This window comes from Nocardioides xinjiangensis (assembly GCF_017916455.1).
GTDB classification, from domain to species: domain Bacteria; phylum Actinomycetota; class Actinomycetes; order Propionibacteriales; family Nocardioidaceae; genus Nocardioides; species Nocardioides xinjiangensis.
Window position 1 is genome coordinate 99,309 of sequence record NZ_JAFMSY010000001.1, and the last position, 19,200, is coordinate 118,508.

The 19,200-nt window shown below is 72.0% G+C and carries 18 protein-coding genes; 10 read left to right on the forward strand and 8 right to left on the reverse strand.

Features of this window, described 5'->3' with window-relative positions; translation table 11 throughout:
• Positions 1 to 108: 108 nt before the first annotated feature.
• From J3P38_RS00525 to J3P38_RS00535, 3 genes are read left to right on the forward strand one after another with little or no spacing between them, the layout of a single operon-like run.
• The gene (locus tag J3P38_RS00525; protein WP_307807618.1) at positions 109 to 1,047 is read left to right on the forward strand and encodes an ABC transporter ATP-binding protein; all 939 of its coding nucleotides are present in this window, start codon (positions 109 to 111) and stop codon (positions 1,045 to 1,047) included.
• The gene (locus J3P38_RS00530) at positions 1,044 to 1,841 is read left to right on the forward strand and encodes an ABC transporter permease (protein WP_307807619.1); all 798 of its coding nucleotides are present in this window, start codon (positions 1,044 to 1,046) and stop codon (positions 1,839 to 1,841) included. Before J3P38_RS00525 ends, J3P38_RS00530 begins: the two co-directional genes overlap by 4 nt.
• Positions 1,841 to 2,767 carry a COX15/CtaA family protein gene (locus J3P38_RS00535; RefSeq protein WP_246855598.1) on the forward strand — a complete coding sequence of 309 codons (927 nt, stop codon included), beginning with the start codon at positions 1,841 to 1,843 and terminating at the stop codon, positions 2,765 to 2,767. The genes J3P38_RS00530 and J3P38_RS00535 overlap by 1 nt, the downstream gene beginning before the upstream one ends.
• A gap of 31 nt (positions 2,768 to 2,798) precedes the next feature.
• Here the strand turns inward: J3P38_RS00535 and J3P38_RS00540 are convergent, their stop codons facing one another.
• From J3P38_RS00540 to J3P38_RS00550, 3 genes are all read right to left on the reverse strand, one after another.
• Positions 2,799 to 3,278 (reverse strand): class F sortase, encoded by a 480-nt coding sequence (locus J3P38_RS00540; RefSeq protein WP_210437619.1) that lies wholly within the window; start codon positions 3,276 to 3,278, stop codon positions 2,799 to 2,801.
• 11 nt (positions 3,279 to 3,289) lie between these two features.
• Positions 3,290 to 4,423, reverse strand: a complete 1,134-nt coding sequence (locus tag J3P38_RS00545; RefSeq protein ID WP_210502347.1) for a hypothetical protein — start codon at positions 4,421 to 4,423, stop codon at positions 3,290 to 3,292.
• A 235-nt stretch (positions 4,424 to 4,658) separates the two neighbouring features.
• Positions 4,659 to 5,624, reverse strand: coding sequence for a heme o synthase (locus J3P38_RS00550; protein WP_210502348.1), 966 nt, complete (start codon positions 5,622 to 5,624; stop codon positions 4,659 to 4,661).
• Between the two features lie 266 nt (positions 5,625 to 5,890).
• Between J3P38_RS00550 and tkt the strand changes: the two genes are divergently transcribed.
• The 7 genes from tkt (at position 5,891) to J3P38_RS00585 (ending at position 15,270) form a co-directional block, all read left to right on the forward strand.
• Positions 5,891 to 8,005, forward strand: coding sequence for a transketolase (gene tkt, locus J3P38_RS00555; protein WP_246855676.1), 2,115 nt, complete (start codon positions 5,891 to 5,893; stop codon positions 8,003 to 8,005).
• Positions 8,006 to 8,044: 39 nt separating this feature from the next.
• Positions 8,045 to 9,160 (forward strand): transaldolase, encoded by a 1,116-nt coding sequence (tal, locus tag J3P38_RS00560; protein ID WP_210502350.1) that lies wholly within the window; start codon positions 8,045 to 8,047, stop codon positions 9,158 to 9,160.
• Positions 9,157 to 10,809 (forward strand): glucose-6-phosphate isomerase, encoded by a 1,653-nt coding sequence (gene pgi, locus J3P38_RS00565; protein ID WP_210502351.1) that lies wholly within the window; start codon positions 9,157 to 9,159, stop codon positions 10,807 to 10,809. The genes tal and pgi overlap by 4 nt, the downstream gene beginning before the upstream one ends.
• Positions 10,806 to 12,329, forward strand: a complete 1,524-nt coding sequence (gene zwf, locus J3P38_RS00570; RefSeq protein ID WP_210437631.1) for a glucose-6-phosphate dehydrogenase — start codon at positions 10,806 to 10,808, stop codon at positions 12,327 to 12,329. The genes pgi and zwf overlap by 4 nt, the downstream gene beginning before the upstream one ends.
• A gap of 75 nt (positions 12,330 to 12,404) precedes the next feature.
• The gene (locus J3P38_RS00575; RefSeq protein ID WP_210502352.1) at positions 12,405 to 13,316 is read left to right on the forward strand and encodes a glucose-6-phosphate dehydrogenase assembly protein OpcA; all 912 of its coding nucleotides are present in this window, start codon (positions 12,405 to 12,407) and stop codon (positions 13,314 to 13,316) included.
• Positions 13,313 to 14,041, forward strand: a complete 729-nt coding sequence (gene pgl / locus J3P38_RS00580) for a 6-phosphogluconolactonase (RefSeq protein WP_210502353.1) — start codon at positions 13,313 to 13,315, stop codon at positions 14,039 to 14,041. Before J3P38_RS00575 ends, pgl begins: the two co-directional genes overlap by 4 nt.
• Before the next feature lie 278 nt (positions 14,042 to 14,319).
• Entirely contained in the window at positions 14,320 to 15,270 is a 951-nt protein-coding gene (locus tag J3P38_RS00585) for a hypothetical protein (protein ID WP_210437647.1), read from the forward strand.
• Between the two features lie 86 nt (positions 15,271 to 15,356).
• On the opposite strand, the gene J3P38_RS00590 is transcribed toward J3P38_RS00585, so the two are convergent.
• The 5 genes from J3P38_RS00590 to gap are packed head-to-tail and all read right to left on the reverse strand — an operon-like array spanning position 15,357 to position 19,046.
• Positions 15,357 to 15,719, reverse strand: a complete 363-nt coding sequence (locus tag J3P38_RS00590; RefSeq protein WP_210437648.1) for an RNA polymerase-binding protein RbpA — start codon at positions 15,717 to 15,719, stop codon at positions 15,357 to 15,359.
• A 33-nt stretch (positions 15,720 to 15,752) separates the two neighbouring features.
• On the reverse strand, positions 15,753 to 15,992 hold the full coding sequence (secG, locus tag J3P38_RS00595) for a preprotein translocase subunit SecG (RefSeq protein WP_210437649.1): 240 nt from the start codon (positions 15,990 to 15,992) through the stop codon (positions 15,753 to 15,755).
• Positions 15,993 to 16,035: 43 nt separating this feature from the next.
• Positions 16,036 to 16,806: a triose-phosphate isomerase gene (tpiA, locus tag J3P38_RS00600; RefSeq protein ID WP_210440564.1), complete on the reverse strand. Its 771-nt coding sequence runs from the start codon at positions 16,804 to 16,806 to the stop codon at positions 16,036 to 16,038.
• A gap of 24 nt (positions 16,807 to 16,830) precedes the next feature.
• Entirely contained in the window at positions 16,831 to 18,045 is a 1,215-nt protein-coding gene (locus J3P38_RS00605) for a phosphoglycerate kinase (protein ID WP_210502354.1), read from the reverse strand.
• A gap of 5 nt (positions 18,046 to 18,050) precedes the next feature.
• On the reverse strand, positions 18,051 to 19,046 hold the full coding sequence (gap, locus tag J3P38_RS00610) for a type I glyceraldehyde-3-phosphate dehydrogenase (protein ID WP_210437652.1): 996 nt from the start codon (positions 19,044 to 19,046) through the stop codon (positions 18,051 to 18,053).
• Positions 19,047 to 19,200: the final 154 nt, after the last annotated feature.

The following is a 19,200-nucleotide window of genomic DNA, read 5'->3' on the forward strand; positions in this document are numbered from 1 at the left end:
TGTCGTTATTGCTTCCCGTGGTTCAAGCAAGGGTCGCCTAAGTGACGCGGGCCACCGCGGTCCGCACCGGCACCGCCCTCGGCGGCCGGCCGACCTAGACTTCCGATCGTGCCACCCGCCTCCCCCGCCGTCGTCATCGACGGCCTGGTGATGGCGTACGGCGACAAGGTGGCGGTGGACGGCCTGTCGCTGGAGGTCGCCCGTGGCTCGGTGACGGCGGTGCTCGGTCCCAACGGCGCGGGCAAGACCACGACGCTCGAGACCTGCGAGGGCTACCGCGTCCCGCAGCGAGGCACCGTCCGGGTCCTGGGGCTGGACCCGCAGCGTGACCGCGCCGCGCTGCTCCCCCGCATCGGGGTCATGCTCCAGGCCGGCGGTGCGTGGAGCGGCGTGCGGGCCGTCGAGATGCTGGAGCACATGGCGGCTCTGCACGCCCATCCCCTCGACACGGCGATGCTGGTGGAGCGGCTCGGGCTGGGGGACTGCGGCAGGACGCCCTACCGCCGGCTCTCGGGCGGGCAGAAGCAGCGGCTCGGGCTCGCGATCGCGCTGGTCGGGCGCCCCGAGCTGGTGTTCGTCGACGAGCCGACGGCGGGCATGGACCCGCAGGCACGGCGCACGACGTGGGAGCTGCTCGAGGAGATCCGGGCGGACGGCGTGACGGTCGTGCTCACCACCCACCACATGGACGAGGCCGAGCACCTCGCGGACCGGATCCACATCATCGACCGCGGCAGCGTCATCGCCAGCGGCACGCCCGCGGAGCTCACCCGCGGCGGACGGGCGGCCACGATCCGGCTCGTGGTCAACCGGCCCTTCCCCGACGGGGCACCGGAGTCCCTGCGCGCCGAGCTCGGCGCCGGCACCGAGGTGCGCCAGCTCGACGAGGTCAGCATGCTGATCCACGGGCCCGCCGACGGCACCACGCTCGGCCGCGTCTCGCGGTGGTGCGAGGAGCACGACGTCCTGCCGCAGACGCTGAGCCTCGGCCAGCGCACCCTCGAGGACGTCTTCCTCGACCTGACCGGACGCGAGCTGGCCTCGTGAGCGGCCCCGCTGCGACCCGAGCGTTCTCCCCCGCACCGGGCGGCGCCCCGCTGGCGCGCATGGTGCTCGCGCAGTCACGCATGGAGGCGCGGCTGATGCTGCGCAACGGCGAGCAGCTGCTGCTCGCCATCGTCATCCCGGTGATCGTGCTGGTGGGCGGCGTCGCCGCCGCGGGACGCATCGGCATCGACCTCGACGGCCACCGGGCCGTCGACGTCCTCACCCCCGGCGTGCTGGCGCTCGCAGTCATGTCGACGGCCTTCACGTCCGTGGCGATCGCGACGGGGTTCGAGCGCCGCTACGGCGTCATCAAGCTGCTGGGATCGTCGCCGCTGCCCCGCCACGGGCTGCTGCTCGGCAAGGTGCTCGCCCTGCTCAACGTGGTCGCGCTCCAGCTCGTGGTGCTCGTCGTCGTCGGGCTGGTGCTCGGCTGGGAGCCGACCCTCGCGGCCCCGCCGCGCACCCTGGCCGGCGTGGTCCTGGCGGTCGCGCTCGGCACCGCCGCCTTCGCCGCCCTCGGCCTCTTCGTGGCGGGGGCGTTGCGCGCCGAGGCGACGCTCGCGCTGGCGAACCTCGTCTACCTCCTCCTCATGGCCGGCGGCGGCGTCGTGCTGCCCGTCGGCACGTACGGCGCGGCGGGCGGCCTCATCCAGTGGCTGCCCTCGGGAGCCCTCGGCGAGGCGATGCGCTCCGCGCTCGTCGACGCCGTCGTCGACAGCCGCTCGCTGCTCGTCCTCGCCGGCTGGGCGCTGCTCGGCACGGCGATGACGGCCCGGACCTTCAAGTGGGAATGATGTCCTCCGTGCTCGCCCGGCTCGCCCGGCACCTGTGGCCCCTCGCGGTCGCCAACCTCCTGGCCAACATCGGCATCGTCGTCACCGGCGCCGCGGTGCGGCTCACCGGGTCGGGACTCGGGTGTCCCACCTGGCCGCGCTGCACCGAGGCGTCGTACGTCGCCCACGCCGAGCTCGGCGTCTACGGTGCCATCGAGTTCGGCAACCGGCTGCTGACGTTCCTGCTGGCCGCGGTCGCCGTGCTGTGCTTCCTGGCCGCGCTCGGCGCCCGGCACCGGCGCGCCACCAGGCTCGCGCTCGTCGTCGGGCTCGGCATCCCGCTCCAGGCCGGCCTCGGCGGCATCACGGTCCTCACCGACCTCAACCCGTGGGTCGTCGCCGGCCACTTCCTGCTGTCGATGGCGATCGTCATGGTGTGCGTCGCCCTGGTCGACGAGCTGCGCAGCCCCGACCGCGGGCTGGCTCCGCGGCTCCCCCGGGCACTCGCCTGGGGCACGCTGGGCTGGGGATGGCTCGTGCTCTACTTCGGCACGGTGGTGACCGGCGCCGGTCCGCACGCCGGCGACGCCGACGCACGGCGCAACGGCCTCGACCCCGCCACCGTGTCGCAGGTGCATGCGGTGTCGGTCTACGTCCTGGTCGCGCTCACGGTCGCGCTGCTGGTGGTCGCCGTGCGCGGCGGGCACGGCTGGCTCGCCCGCGTGACCGGCCTCGTGCTGGTCATCGAGCTGGCGCAGGGCGTGCTCGGCTGGGTGCAGTACTGGCTGGACCTGCCGGTCGCTCTGGTGGCCCTGCACATGCTGGGCGCTGCCCTCCTGGCAGCGGGCCTCGCCCGGATCGCGCTCGCGGTGCTGCCCCACCGGGCGGACCGGGAGGCCCGGGCCGGCGGCGAGTCGCAGCCCCACGCTGCGACTCGCCTGCCCTAGCCCTCCCGGTCCACCTGTCGGCGCCGTGCGCCTAGCCCTCGACCTTGCGGGCGAACACCACGGTGCGCTTGGCGTAGTCGTCGGCCTTGCAGGCCAGCAGGACGATGCGCGCGGGCCCGGACACGGAGTAGAGCGAGCCGATCCGGCGCTGGGCCGGCCAGAACTCGCGCTTCGTGACCCGGAACCTGCACCCCGCGACCGTGATCAGGTCCCCGCGGCGGAGCTGGCCCCACCGGTCGGCGACACCGTTGCCGGCCCGCCAGGCGTGCCCGGCGTAGACGGTGCTGCCGGTCGGGTCGCACGGTGGGTCGCCCTTCGACCAGGTGTAGACCGCTCCACGGAGGCGGGAGCCGACCGCCAGCGTGTCGTTGCGGGCCGGCACCTCGATGACGGCGGCGTCGGTGCCCAGCGTGGGGATGCGCAGCCGGTCAGGGGCGGCATGGGCTGCCACTCCCTGACCGGCCAGCACCGTCGCACCGAGCGCCACACCTGCGAGCAGGCGTGCGAGCACGGAGTGGCGCATCACATTCCGGTGTTGGGCGCGATCTCCGGGGCACTCGCGCAGGGCCGAGTGCTGAAGGTCATCCGCCACACCTGCTTGCCCTCGAGCCGGAAGGTCGCGTCGGCGGCGTAGGCACGGACGGTGATCGACCGGGTCGTCGCCCTGAGCCACGTGCCCTCGCGCAGGACCTTGCCGCGGGACTTGTAGATGACGCCGGAGCGCTCGGCGACCCTGAACCGGTCACCGCTGCGGCCGCACTTGTCGATCTTGCGCGCCTGCGCCCGCACCACCCGCACCTGCGCGGGCAGCACCTCCGGCGGAACGACCACCGGCGGGGTGAGCACCGGCGGGTTGACGGGCGGGTTCACCGGCGGCGTCACGGGGCAGGGCACGTTGCTGTCGCTCGGCGGAGGCAAGGTGACCGTCGTCGTGCCCCCGGGGAACTGGTGGCCCGGGTTCGCGGTGATCGTGATGCTGCCGTTGCCGTTGATCACGTACGTCCACGGGCCCGACGGCACCGGGCCGTAGGTCGCGTTGTTCGGGCCGCACGGGTCCACGACCGGCACGGTCGGGGGCTGGACCGTGGTCGGCGGGCACGGCTGGTTGCTGTCGGTCGGCGGAGGCAACGTCACCGTCGTCGTGCCACCGGGGAACTGGTGGCCCGGGTTCGCGGTGATCGTGATGCTGCCGTTGCCGTTGATCACGTACGTCCACGGGCCCGACGGCACCGAGCCGTAGGTCGCGTTGTTCGGGCCGCACGGGTCGAGCACCGGCACGGTCGGCGGCTCGACGATCTTGACGTCGCACTTGTCGGTGAACTTGGCGACAGCGACACTGCCGGAGTTGGTCCTGGTGTAGCCGTTGTCCCACTTCGCCGTCAGCCTCAGGGTCAGCGGCTCGGTGGGCTTGGTCGTCACCGTCTCGGTGAACGTGCGCGTCTGGTGACCGCTCAGCGTCGTGCCGGCGGGCACGACGCCCCGGCTGGAGTACGTGATCGTCTCGCTGATCGGCTCGCTGTTGACGACGGTCCAGGTGACGGCCCACCCGCCGCCGTCCTTGCACGCCACGGAGCCCGTGATGGTGTTGTGGTGCGCGTTGGCGGCGCCCGCGATCCCGACGACCGCGAAGCCGACCGCCAGGACCAGCGTGATCACTCTCGACACGGTGCGGTTCAGGGAGGACGTCCGTCCTGCGACCTGCCCCCGGGTCTCGTCGCCGAGACGGTGTTGCGGTGCTGATTTCATGCTGCCGAACCCCCACGTCCCTCGGGGGATGCCCACTGCCTCCCCATCCCGCGATTCAACGCCGTCCGGGAGGACCGAGCCCGGGAGGTTGCCTCAAGATGCTCTATGTATTCACCCGGTCGCCTGACGAATCCTTCGGGATGCGCTAGCGACCGAGCAGAGGATCCAGGGCAACAGCGACGAAAAGGAGGGAAAGGTAGAGGTTCGAGGTGTGGAACAGGCGCATCGGGTTGATCTCACCGAGCACGTCGGAGGCCTTCGTACGGCTCCACATGCGGTGCGCCTCGACGAGGAAGACGGCACCCAGCACGGCCGCCGCCACCGGGTAGACGAGGCTCGTGCCGGCGACCGGCCACAGCACCAGGGAGGTCGCCACCATCACCCAGCTGTAGAGGACCACCTGACGCCCCACCTCCGCGGCGGGCTTGACCACCGGGAGCATGGGCACGTCGACGTTGCGGTAGTCCTCCCGGTAGCGCAGCGCCAGCGCCCACGTGTGGGGCGGGGTCCAGAAGAACACCACGAGGAACAGCACGACCGGCGTCCATGCCAGCTCGCCGGTGACGGCCGTCCAGCCGATCAGGGCCGGGAAGCAGCCGGCCAGCCCACCCCAGACGATGTTCTGGGTGGTGCGGCGCTTGAGCACCATGGTGTAGACGACGACGTAGAACGCGTTGGCCAGCACCGACAGCCCCGCCGACAGCCAGTTGACCCACAGGCCCAGCACGATCGTCGACAGCACGGCGAGCACCGTCGCGAACACGAGCGCGGAGCTCGGCGAGACGATGTGTCGCGGGAGCGCGCGGCGCCGCGTCCGACGCATCTGCTCGTCGATGTCGCGGTCGTAGACGCAGTTGTAGGCCGAGGCGGAACCGGCCGAGAGCGCACCGCCCACGACCGTGGCGGCGACCAGTCCCAGGGCCGGGATGCCCCGCTCGGCGAAGAACATCACCGGCACCGTGGTCAGCAGCAGCAGCTCGATCACGCGCGGCTTGGTGAGGCCGACGTACGCCGCGACGACGTCCCGCCAGGTCTTCGGCCCCTCGAGCGCACCCTCGTCACCGGTCGACTGCCGGTCGGACGCAGCAGCGTGCGGGCCGGCGTGGGACACGTGGAAACCTCGGGTGGCGGAGCGGATGGGACGCGAGCGGGTGGGAACCGGAGGACATGAGCAGCCGGATTTCCGGCGTCCGGGACGACCCTCGGGCGTTGTCGAGTCTACTCGGCGACGGCGCTAGGCTCGCAGTCGAGGCCACCGACGCGCACCTGTGATCCTGGCTGCACCGCACCTGTGCTCCACCGGCGCTGCCTGGCACTCCTGGCTGCACCCCACCTGCATGACGTCCGAGAGGAACTGCGTTGACCGACAACCCCGCCCTGCCCGCCACGCTCGAGTGGGACGACGTCGACCGCCGGGCGGTCGACACGGCCAGGGTCCTGGCGATGGACGCGGTCCAGAAGGTCGGCAACGGCCACCCTGGCACGGCCATGAGCCTGGCGCCGGCCGCCTACCTGCTGTTCCAGAAGGTCATGCGGCACAACCCGGCGGACCCGCACTGGACCGGTCGGGACCGGTTCGTCCTCTCGGCCGGGCACAGCTCGATCACCCTCTACACCCAGCTGTTCCTCGGCGGGTTCGGCCTCGAGGTCGAGGACCTCCGCTCGCTGCGCACGTGGGGCAGCAAGACGCCCGGTCACCCCGAGCACGGCCACACGGCCGGCGTCGAGACCACGACCGGCCCGCTGGGACAGGGCGTCGCCAACGCCGTCGGCATGGCCATGGCGGCCCGCCGCGAGCGCGGCCTGCTCGACCCCAGCACCGCCGAGGCCGAGTCGCCTTTCACCCACCACGTCTACGCCATCTGCTCCGACGGCGACCTCGAGGAGGGCGTCAGCGCGGAGGCCTCGTCGCTCGCGGGCACGCAGCAGCTCGGCAACCTGACGATGATCTACGACGCCAACCAGATCTCCATCGAGGGCGACACCGACGTCGCCTTCACCGAGGACGTCGGTGCGCGCTACGAGGCCTACGGCTGGCACGTGCAGCACGTCGACTGGACCAATGGGGGCAGCGACTACGTCGAGGACGTCCCCGAGCTCTACGCCGCAGTCCGCGCCGCGGCCGAGGTCACCGACCGCCCCAGCCTGATCGTCCTCCACACGGTCATCGCCTGGCCGGCACCCAACGCCCAGGGCACGGGCAAGTCCCACGGCTCCGCGCTCGGCGCCGAGGAGGTCGCGGCCACCAAGCAGATCCTCGGGTTCGACCCGGAGCAGCACTTCGAGGTGCCCGACGAGGTCATCACCCGCACCCGGTCGCTGGTCGAGCGCGGGAAGGAGGCCCAGGCGGCCTGGCAGGAGCGCTTCGAGGCGTGGCAGGCCGCCGCCCCGGCCGACGTGCTGGCGACCTTCGAGCGCATGCAGACGCGGGCGCTCCCCGAGGGGCTGGCCGAGGCGCTGCCGACGTTCGAGGCGGACCCGAAGGGCGTCGCCACGCGCAAGGCCTCCGGCGCGGTGATCAACGCCGTCGCCGGCATCATGCCCGAGCTGTGGGGCGGCTCCGCCGACCTGGCCGAGTCCAACAACACCACCATCGAGGACGCCCCGTCCTTCATCCCCGCGAGCCGGTCGACCGACCAGTGGACCGGCGACCCGCTCGCCGGGCGCGTGCTCCACTTCGGCATCCGCGAGCACGGCATGGGCGGCATCCTCAACGGCATCGCGCTCCACGGCGGCACCCGGGTCTTCGGCGGCACGTTCCTCACGTTCTCCGACTACATGCGCGGCTCGGTGCGGCTCGCCGCGCTCATGGGGCTCCCGGTCACCTACGTGTGGACGCACGACTCCATCGGGCTCGGCGAGGACGGCCCGACCCACCAGCCGATCGAGCACCTCGCTGCCCTGCGCGCGATCCCGGGCCTCGACGTCGTGCGACCCGCGGACGCCAACGAGACCGCCGCTGCGTGGCACGCGGTGCTCCGGCGCACCGACCGCCCGGCCGGCATCGCCCTGACCCGCCAGAACGTCCCGGTCTTCCCCCGCGGGAAGGACCCCGAGACCGGTGAGCACTGGAGCGACACCTCCAACGTGCACCGCGGCGGCTACGTCCTCCTCGACGTCGACGGCGGCGACCCCGACGTGATCTTGATGGGCACCGGCTCGGAGGTGCAGGTGGCGGTCGCGGCCCGCGACCTGCTCGCCGCCGACGGCATCCGCGCCCGCGTGGTGTCGCTGCCCTGCCTGGAGTGGTTCGAGGAGCAGGAGGAGGCCTACCGGGAGACGGTGCTGCCGCCGGCGGTCAAGGCCCGCGTGTCCGTCGAGGCCGGCGTGAAGCTCGGCTGGCGCGAGTACGTCGGCGACCACGGCCGCATCGTGTCCATCGACCACTACGGGGCCTCGGCCGACTACGCCCGGATCTACCAGGAGTTCGACATCACCGGCGAGGCGGTGGCCAACGCCGCCCGCGACAGCCTGCGGACGCTCACCGACTGAGCCCCCGCGGCCCGACCGACCCACCACCAGGAGGCACACATGTCCGACCGTCTCAAGGCCCTGGCTGACGCCGGGGTGTCCATCTGGCTCGACGACCTGTCCCGCGAGCGGCTCGAGACCGGCAACCTCGCCGACCTGGTGCGGGACAAGCACGTCGTCGGCGTGACCTCCAACCCGGCGATCTTCCAGTCGGCGCTGGCCGACGGCGAGCGCTACGACGCGCAGGTGCGCCAGCTCGCCGCCGAGGGCGCCGACGTCGACCAGGCGACGCTGGTCATCACCACCGACGACGTCCGCGAGGCGTGCAAGGTCATGCGCCCGGTGTTCGACGCGACCGACGGCGTCGACGGCCGCGTGTCGATCGAGGTCTCCCCCGGCCTGGCCCACGACACCGCCGAGACGGTGAAGGAGGCGGCGGTCCTCCACGAGACCGTCGGCGAGCCCAACGTGATGATCAAGATCCCCGGCACCAAGGAGGGGTGGCCCGCCATCACCGAGACCCTCGCCGCCGGCATCTCGGTCAACGTCACGCTGATCTTCGGCCTCGAGCAGTACCGCAACGTCATGGAGGCCTACGTGACCGGGCTCGAGCGGGCCGCCGACAACGGCCACGACCTCGCCGGCATCCACTCCGTCGCCTCCTTCTTCGTCTCCCGCGTCGACACCGAGATCGACAAGCGCCTCGAGGCGGTCAGCGAGGGCCCGGGCACCGACCCCTCGCTGCGGGGCAAGGCCGGCGTCGCCAACGCGCGGCTGGCGTTCCAGATGTACGAGGAGTTCTTCACCGGCGAGCGCTGGGAGGCGCTGGCCGCCAAGGGCGCCCGCAGGCAGCGCCCGCTGTGGGCCTCGACCGGCGTCAAGAACCCCGACTACGACGACACGATGTACGTCGTCGACCTCGTCGTCGAGGGCACCGTCAACACGATGCCCGAGAAGACCCTGGACGCCGTCGCCGACCACGGCGAGGTGCGCGGCGACCGGGTGCGGCCCTTCTACGACGACGCCCACGCCCACATGCACGCGCTCGCCGAGGCGGGGATCGACTACGACGACGTGATCGAGGCCCTCATCAAGGAGGGTGTCGACAAGTTCGTCACCGCCTGGGACGAGCTGCAGTCGACGCTGTCGGCGTCCCTCGACTCCGCCCGCGCATGAGCACCGGGCCCGTCGACCCGACCACGACGACGGCCTGGACGCGGCTGGCGGGGCTCGCAGCGGCCCCTCGGCCGGACCTGCGCTCCACCCTGACCCCGGCCTGGGTCGAGCAGCAGACCCTGGTCGCCGCCGACCTCCACGTCGACCTGTCGAAGAACCTGTTCGACGACGAGGTGGAGGCGGCGCTGCTCGCGCTCGCCGAGGAGGTCGACCTCCACGGCCGCCGACGGGCGATGTTCGCCGGCGAGCACGTCAACGTCACCGAGGACCGGGCGGTGCTCCACACCGCGCTCCGGCTCCCGGCCGGCGCGTCGCTCGTCGTCGACGGCCACGACGTCGTCCCCGAGGTGCACGAGGTGCTCGCCCGCGCGTACGACTTCGCCGAGCGGGTGCGCTCCGGTGACTGGACGGGCGCCACCGGCAGGCGCATCGCGACGGTGGTCAACATCGGGATCGGCGGCTCGGACCTCGGGCCGGTGATGGCCTACGAGGCGCTCGAGCCCTACCGGCAGGAAGGACTCAGCTGCCGGTTCATCAGCAACATCGACCCGACCGACGCCGGGCAGGAGCTGAAGGGCCTCGACCCCGAGACCACCCTCTTCATCGTCTCGAGCAAGACCTTCGGGACCCTGGAGACGCTCACCAACGCGCGGCTGTGCAAGGCGTGGCTGCTGGAGCGGCTGCCCGCCGGCACCGACCCGTCCGCCGCGGTGGCGCAGCACTTCGTCGCCGTCTCCACCGCGCTCGACAAGGTCGCCGACTTCGGCATCGATCCCGACAACGCGTTCGGGTTCTGGGACTGGGTGGGTGGCCGCTACTCGATGGACTCCGCGATCGGGCTCTCGCTCATGGTCGCGATCGGACCCGAGCGGTTCACCGAGATGCTGGCCGGCTTCCACGCCATGGACGAGCACTTCCGCACCGCCCCCGACGCGGCCAACGTGCCGCTCAAGATGGGCCTGCTCAACGTCTGGTACACCAACTTCCTCGGTGCCCACACCCATGCTGTCCTCCCCTACGCCCAGCTCCTCCACCGCTTCCCCGCCTACCTCCAGCAGCTCACGATGGAGTCCAACGGCAAGGGCGTGCGCTGGGACGGCGAGGCGGTCGGCTACGACACCGGGGAGGTGTTCTGGGGCGAGCCCGGCACCAACGGCCAGCACGCCTTCTACCAGCTCATCCACCAGGGCACCCGGCTCGTGCCGGCCGACTTCATCGCCTTCGCGCGGCCGGCGTACGCCCTCACCGACGGTGACACCGACGTCCACGAGCTGTTCCTGGCGAACTTCCTCGCCCAGACCAAGGCGCTGGCCTTCGGCAGGACGGCGGACGAGGTGCGTGCCGAGGGCGTGGCCGAGGACCTGGTGTCCGCGCGGACCTTCCCCGGCAACCGGCCGACGACCTCGATCATGGCCCCCGAGCTCACGCCGGGCGTGCTGGGCCAGCTGGTGGCGCTCTACGAGCACATCACGTTCGTCGAGGGCGCGGTCTGGGGCATCGACAGCTTCGACCAGTGGGGCGTCGAGCTCGGCAAGCAGCTCGCCCAGGAGCTGCGGCCGGCCGTGGCCGGCGACGCGGAGGTCGCTGCCGAGCAGGACCCCTCCACCCAGTCCCTCATCCGCTACTACCAGGAGAACCGAGGCCGATGAGTCCCGCCAACCCCCTCCGCGACCCGCAGGACCGGCGGCTCCCGCGCATCGCCGGTCCCTGCGGCATGGTGCTGTTCGGCGTCACCGGGGACCTGTCGCGCAAGAAGGTGATGCCGGCGATCTACGACCTCGCGAACCGCGGGCTGCTGCCCCCGGGCTTCAGCCTGGTCGGCTTCGCCCGTCGTGACTGGGAGGACCAGGACTTCGCGCAGATCGTGCACGACGCGGTCAAGGAGCACGCGCGCACGCCGTTCCGCGAGGAGGTCTGGAAGCAGCTGTCCGAGGGCTTCCGCTTCGTCTCGGGCAACTTCGACGACGACGAGGCGTTCGACCAGCTGCGCCGCACCGTGCAGGAGCTCGACGAGCTGCGCGGCACCGGCGGCAACATGGCGTTCTACCTCGCGATCCCGCCGGCGTTCTTCGGCACCGTGGTGGGACAGCTCAAGGAGCACGGCCTCGCCGACCCGGGTCCCGAGCAGTGGCGCCGCGTCGTGGTCGAGAAGCCGTTCGGCCACGACCTGGAGTCCGCGCGCGAGCTCAACGAGACCCTCGCCGGGGTGTTCCCGTCCGGGTCGGTGTTCCGCATCGACCACTACCTCGGCAAGGAGACGGTGCAGAACATCCTGGCGATGCGCTTCGCCAACAACATGTTCGAGCCGATCTGGAACGCCAACTACGTCGACCACGTGCAGATCACCATGGCCGAGGACATCGGCATCGGCGGCCGCGCCGGCTACTACGACGGGATCGGCGCCGCTCGCGACGTCATCCAGAACCACCTGCTCCAGCTGATGGCCCTCGTCGCGATGGAGGAGCCGGTGGCCTTCGACGCAGAGAGCCTCCGGCTGGAGAAGCAGAAGGTGCTGGCCTCCGCCCAGCTGCCGGCGCGGCTCGACACCACCACGGCGCGCGGGCAGTACACCGCCGGCTGGGCCGGGGGCGAGAAGGTCATCGGCTTCACCGACGAGGAGGGCATCGCCAAGGACTCGGCGACCGAGACGTTCGCCGCGATCACCGTGCACGTGGAGACCCGGCGGTGGGCGGGCGTGCCGTTCTACCTGCGCACCGGCAAGCGGCTCGGCAGGCGGGTCACCGAGGTGGCCGTGGTCTTCAAGCGCGCGCCGCACCTGCCGTTCACCTCGACCGCCACCGAGGACCTCACGCAGAACGCCCTCGTCATCAGGGTGCAGCCCGACGAGGGCCTGACGATGCGGTTCGGCTCCAAGGTGCCCGGGACGGCGATGGAGATCCGCGACGTCAACATGGACTTCGCCTACGGCGGCTCGTTCACCGAGGCGAGCGCCGAGGCCTACGAGCGGCTGATCCTCGACGTGCTGCTCGGCGACCCGCCCCTGTTCCCGCGCCACGAGGAGGTCGAGCTGTCCTGGAAGCTGCTCGACCCGGTCATCGCCCACTGGGAGAAGGACGGCCGGCCCGAGCCGTACGAGTCCGGCACCTGGGGACCCGAGTCCGCCGTGGCGATGCTCGCCCGCGACGGGCGTACGTGGAGGAGGCCCTGACATGACCTCACCCCACGCTGCTCCTCGCCTCCGCCGCTCCGCTCCTCCGCCGAACACCACCGAGGGGATCCCGGCATGATCGAGCTCACCGACACCAACGCCTCGAAGATCGCCGCGGAGTTCGTCCGGGCGCGCACTCGCGCCGGGAGCCCGGCCATGGGGATGGTGATGACGCTGATCATCGTCGCCCCCGAGGAGGACGCCGAGGAGGCGATGTTCGCGGCGAAGCGTGCCTCCCGCGAGCACCCGTCCCGCGTGCTGGGCGTGATCCTGGGCGAGACGCGCGGCGCCGCCCGCGTCAGTGCGCAGGTGGGCAGCGGGGACGGATGGGGCGGCGAGACCGCGCTGATCCGCCTCGAGGGCGAGGTCGTCGACCACGCGGAGTCGGTCGTGCTGCCCCTGCTGCTCCCCGACTCCCCCGTCGCCATCTGGTGGCCCACGACGGCGCCGACCGACCCTGCGGCCGACCCCCTGGGCGCGCTGGCCCAGCGCCGCATCACCGACTCCGCCGCCGCCTCGCAGCGCAAGAGCACGGCGATGCTGAACCAGTGTCGCGCCTACGCGCCCGGGAACACCGACCTGAGCTGGACGCGGCTGACGCCGTGGCGCGCGCTCCTCGCCGCCGCGCTCGACCAGCACCCCCTCCACGTCACCGGCGCCAAGGTCACGGCCGAGCGGGTGAGCCCCAGCGCCGACCTGCTCGTCGCCTGGCTGACCGACCGGCTGGAGGTCGAGGTCGACCGCGGGCACTCCGACGGGCCCGGCATCACCGAGGTCAGCATGGACACCGAGGAGGGACCGATCCGCATCTCCCGTGCCGACGGCCGGCTGGCGACGTTCTCCTCCCCCCACCGCCCCGACCGTCCGGTGGCGCTCAAGCGCCGCGAGGTCCCGGCCCTGCTGGCCGAGGAGCTGCGGCGCCTCGACGAGGACGACGTCTACGCGGCCACGGCACGGCGCCTGGTCGAGCTGCGGGGGAACAAGTGAGCGGCGCCCCCGAGGTGCGGCGGCACCAGGACGCGGACGTCCTCGTCGGCGACGTGGCGTCCGCGCTCCTCGAGCGGCTCGAGGCGGCCCAGGCCCGTGGCGAGGTGCCCCACGTCGGCCTCACCGGCGGAACGATCGCCGAGGCGCTGCACCGCGAGCTGGCACGCCGCGCGCCGGACTCGTCCGTGGACTGGTCGCGCGTGGTGTTCTGGTGGGGCGACGAGCGCTTCGTGCCCGCCGGCTCGCCCGACCGCAACGCCGGTCAGGCGCGGGAGGCACTGCTCGTCCACGTCCCCGTCGACCCGGCCAACGTCCACGAGGTGCCCGCGAGCGACCAGGTGGCGACGGCCGAGGACGCCGCAGCCGCCTACGACGCCGCCCTGCGCGAGCACGGTGCTGGCTCCTTCGAGGTGATGATGCTCGGCATCGGCCCCGACGGTCACTGCGCCTCGCTCTTCCCGGGGCACCCGGCGCTCGAGGTCCGCGACGCCGTCGCGGTCGCCGTCCACGACTCGCCGAAGCCGCCCCCGGACCGCGTCTCGCTCACGTTCGAGGCGATCGCACGGTCGCGCTCGGTGTGGTTCATCGCGAGCGGCGCCGGCAAGGCCGAGGCGGTCGCGCAGGCGCTCGCGGAGGACGGTTCGGTCACCGAGACCCCGGCGCGCGGCGCGCGGGGCGAGGAGACCGTCTGGTGGCTCGACGAGGACGCCGCCTCCCGTCTGTGACGCTCGAGTAGGCGCGGGCATCCCGTCTCGGACCGCCGAGTGGGCGCGAGGGTCCCGCCCGGGCGCTCCGGAGTGGGCGCGAACGTCCCGCGTGCGCGCTCGAGTCGGCGCGAACGTTCCGCGTGACCGACCGAGTCGGCGCGGATGTCCCGGCGCGAGCGGCCGAGTCGGCGCGAACGTCGCGTCTGAGCGCACCGAGTCGGCGCGAACGTCCCGGCCTGTCCACAGGCAGTGACGGACCGGAGTGCCCGGCTTCCCCCGCGGGCAGGGATGTCGTCATGAACCTGCGCGCGTGGCTCGAGCTGCCGTACCTCGACGACAGCTTCCCTCTCCCGTTGGACGGTCCCTTCACCACGCGATCGGCGCTGGACGCCGGGCTCCCGCGGAAGTGGCTACCTGCGCTGACCGGCGCCGGGCTCCTCCGCAACCCGATCCGCAACTGCTTCGTCCCTGCCCAGCTGGCGGACGACATCGCCACGCGGATCGCCGTCCTTCGCCTGGTGGTGCCGCCTGACGCCGTGCTGGTCGACCGGCACGCCGGATGGGCGCACGGCGCCGACATGCTGCTGCTCCCGAACGAGCACCTCGGCACCCAGCCCATCGCCATGTACCTCCCGGACGGGCGGGGACGGCTGCGCAACAAGCTGGTCGCGAGCGGTCAGCGTACGTTCCGCGACGAGGACCTCGTCGTCGTACGAGGCGTCCGGATGACGACGCCGCTGCGGACGGCGCTCGACCTCGGCCGGCAGCGATGGCCGGAGCCCGCGCTCACCGCGCTGGATGCGCTCCACCGGCTCGGCACGTTCACCGTCCCCGAGCTCGTGCACGCCGTCGATCGCTTCGCCGGCATGCGGTGGGTCACCACGCTGCGTACGGTCGCTCCGCACACGGACGGCCGCTCGCAGTCCGGCGGCGAGACGGTCGTGCGATGGCGGTGGAAGCAACTGCCCGTGCCACCGCCCGAGCCGCAGGTCGAGGTGCGCTCAGGGACCAACGTCGCCCTCATCGACGTGGGCAACGAGGAGATCAGGTTCGGTGTCGAGTTCCAGGGGCGCGAGTGGCACACCGGAGCACGAGCCGAAGCGCGGGACGAGAAGCGCCTGCGTTGGCTCGACCGCGACGCCGGCTGGGAGATCGCTCCGGTCTGGACCCCGGACGTCTACGCGCGCAACTCGACGCTCGACGACATCATCCTGGCGGGCGTACGTCGAGCACGGGACCGGCGGTGACGCGCGGGACACTCGCGCCCACTCGGCGCCCTAGCGCGGGACACCCGCGCCCACTCGCGCTGTCGCGCGGGCGCGCGGGCGCGCGGTCAGAAGATGATCTCGCCGGCCTTGCGGCGGCTGCGCAGCAGCGCGACGGCCTCGTCGAGGATGTCGGCCGCCTCGGTCTCGCTGCGCCGCTCCTTCACGTAGGCGAGGTGCGTCTTGTAGGGCTCGATCTTCGGCGCCGGCGGCGGGTTCTCGCTGTCCAGGCTGGCCGGCAGACCGCACTTGGGGCAGTCCCACGACTCGGGCACGGCCGCCTCGATCGCGAAGGTCACGACCGAGCGGTGGTCGTGACTGCAGAAGTAGGTGACGGTCTGCCGCGGAGCGGCCTCGCCGCGCTCGGCCTCGCCCATGGGACCGGCCCCGACCCGGCTGCCCCGGATTGCGTTTCCTCCACCACCAGCCACGAGGGACTCCTTCGGTCGAACTTCAGAGGGGGGTCAGTTGCCCTGGTAGGCCATGAGCAGGCCCAGGGCGACGATGCAGGCGAACCAGATGACGCCGATGCCGATCGTGAACCGGTCGAGGTTGCGCTCCGCCACCGACGATCCCCCCAGGCTGCTCGAGACACCACCGCCGAACATGTCGGACAGGCCGCCTCCGCGGCCCTTGTGCAGCAGGACCAGCAGGATCATGATCGCGCTCGATGCGACGAGCAGGATGGTGAAGAGCAGAATCACGAGCGGAAGCCTACGTCACGTCGCCCGCGGATCGGCGAGCGCCTCACAGCACGGGCATGTCGTAGAACCGGCAGATGCCGCCGAACTCGTCGACCTGCAGGCTGGCGCCCCCGACGAGGCACCCGTCGACGTCCGGCTTCTCCATGATCCCGCCGACGTTCGCGGCCTTGACGGACCCGCCGTAGAGGATGCGGAGGCCGTCCGCGGCCGCGTCGCCGTGGACCTCGCGGACCCGCGCGCGGATGGCCGCACAGACCTCCTGCGCGTCGTCGGGGGTGGCCACCTCGCCGGTGCCGATGGCCCACACGGGCTCGTAGGCCACGACCAGGCCGGCGACCTGCTCGGCGGTGAACCCGTCGAGCGAGCCGTCCACCTGGGTCAGCGTGAACGGGACGTGCTCCCCGGCCTGGCGTACGTCGAGTCCCTCGCCGACGCACACGATTGGGGTCATCCCGGCGTGCAGCGCCTTGTGGGCCTTGGCGTTGACCAGCTCGTCGCTCTCGTTGTGGTACATCCGGCGCTCGGAGTGCCCGACCACGACGTAGGAGCAGCCCAGCTTGGCCAGCATCGCCGCCGAGATCTCGCCGGTGTACGCGCCCTCGTCGTGCACGGAGACGTCCTGCGCGCCGTAGCGGATCGCGAGGCGGTCGCCGTCGACGAGCGTCTGCACCGAGCGGATGTCGGTGAACGGCGGCACCACGACGACCTCGACCTTGCCGTAGTCGTGCCGCTTGTCCGACAACGTCCACGCGAGCTTCTGGACCAGCACCACCGCTTCCTGGTGGTTGAGGTTCATCTTCCAGTTGCCCGCCATCAGCGGGGTGCGCTCTGCCACGTGTCAGTCCTTCTCGAGTACGGCGATGCCCGGGAGCTGCTTGCCCTCCAGGAACTCCAGCGACGCGCCGCCGCCGGTGGAGATGTGGCCGAACGCGGCCTCGTCGAAGCCGAGCTGGCGCACGGCCGCGGCGGAGTCGCCGCCGCCGACCACGGACAGGCCGTCGACCTTCGTGAGCGCCTCGGCGACGGCGCGGGTGCCCTCGGCGAACGCCTCGACCTCGAACACGCCCATCGGACCGTTCCAGAACACGGTGCGGGCGTCGGCCAGCGCCGTCGCGAACGCGGCGGACGACTCGGGCCCGATGTCGAGCCCCAGCGCGTCGACCGGGATCTCCGAGGCGGGCACGACCCGGGGTCGCGGCTCGCGGTCGCCCGACGGGAACGCCGTGTCGACCACCACGTCGGTCGGGAGCACGATCTCCACGCCGCGGTCCGCCGCCTCGGTGAGATAGCGGGTGCAGGTGTCGAGCTGGTCGTCCTCGAGCAGGCTCCTGCCGACCTCGTGGCCCTGGGCCTTGAGGAAGGTGAACACCATGCCGCCGCCGATGAGCAGCCTGTCGGCCTTGTCGATCAGGTTGTCGATGACGCCGAGCTTGTCGGAGACCTTGGAGCCGCCGAGCACCACGACGTAGGGGCGGTCGGGGTGCTCGGTGAGCCGGCGCAGCACGTCGACCTCGGCCGCGACCAGCCCGCCCATGGCGGAGGGCAGCCGCTGCGCGACGTCGTACACGCTGGCCTGCTTGCGGTGGACCACGCCGAAGCCGTCGGAGACGAAGGCGTCGGCCAGGGCGGCGAGCTCGTCGGCGAACGCGCCCCGGGCCGCGTCGTCCTTGCTGGTCTCGCCGGCGTTGAACCGGACGTTCTCCAGCAGGGCGACGTCACCGTCGGCGAGGCCCTCGACCGTCTCGCTGGCGCTCGCGCCGACGGTGTCGGTCGCGAACGCGACCGGCCGCCCGAGCAGCTCGGAGAGCCGCTCGGCGACCGGGCGCAGCGAGTACCTCGGGTCGGGTGAGCCGTCCGGGCGGCCCAGGTGGGCGGTGACGATCACCCGGGCCCCCGCGTCGGACAGCTGCCGGAGCGTCGGCACGCTCGCCCGGATGCGGCCGTCGTCGGTGATGGAGGTGCCGTCGAGGGGCACGTTGAGGTCCGAGCGGACCAGGACGCGCCTGCCCCTCAGGTCACCCAGCGACTCGATGCCTGCGGTGTGGTCGACCATCGACGTCAGAGCGTCTCGCCGATGTAGGTGATCAGGTCGGCGAGGCGGTTGGAGTAGCCCCACTCGTTGTCGTACCACCCGGCGACCTTGACCTGGTTGCCGATGACCTTGGTCAGCGGCGCGTCGAAGATGCAGGACGCCGGGTCGGTGACGATGTCGGAGGAGACGATCGGGTCGGTGGAGTAGCGGAGGTACCTGCCGTCCGCGGCCGCCTTGACGATCTCGTTGACCTCGTCGACCGAGGTCTCGCGCGAGGCCTCGAACGAGAGGTCGGTGAGCGAGCCGGTCGGGGTCGGGACGCGCAGCGCGTAGCCGTCGAGCTTGCCCTTGAGCTCGGGCAGCACCAGGCCGATGGCCTTCGCGGCGCCGGTCGAGGTCGGCACGATGTTGAGGGCGGCGGCGCGGGCGCGGCGCGGGTCCTTGTGGATGTTGTCCTGGAGGTTCTGGTCGGCGGTGTAGGCGTGGATGGTGGTCATCAGGCCCTTGTTGATGCCGAGGCCGTCGTTGAGGGCCTTCGCCATGGGCGCCAGGCAGTTCGTGGTGCACGAGGCGTTCGAGATGACGGTGTGCGCGGACCCGTCGTAGAGCTCGTGGTTCACGCCCATCACGATGGTGATGTCCTCGTTGGAGGCCGGCGCGGAGATGATGACCTTCTTGGCTCCGGCGTCGACGTGGGCCTTCGCCTTGGTCGCGTCGGTGAAGAAGCCGGTGGACTCGACGACGACGTCGGCGCCGATGTCACCCCACTTGAGGGCGGACGGGTCGCGCTCGGCGAACGCGTGGATGGTCTGGTCGCCGACCTTGATCGAGGACTCGTCGCTCGACACGTCGGCGTCGAGACGTCCCAGGATCGAGTCGAACTTGAGCAGGTGCGCCAGGGACGCGTTGTCGGTCAGGTCGTTGACGCCGACGATCTCGATGTCGGCGCCGGAGGCGCGGACGGCGCGGAAGAAGTTGCGGCCGATGCGGCCGAAGCCGTTGATGCCTACGCGAACGGTCATGTGCATGTCTCCTAGGTGTGGGGCCTTCGGTGACCCCGTCGACGACTCTGGCCTTCGGTGACCGTCACCGACCCTATCGGTAGCCGCGAGGGCCCCGGCCCGGAGTCTCCCGCGGTACGGACGGGTAACCGGGGATCGCCGCGACGCCTCAGCG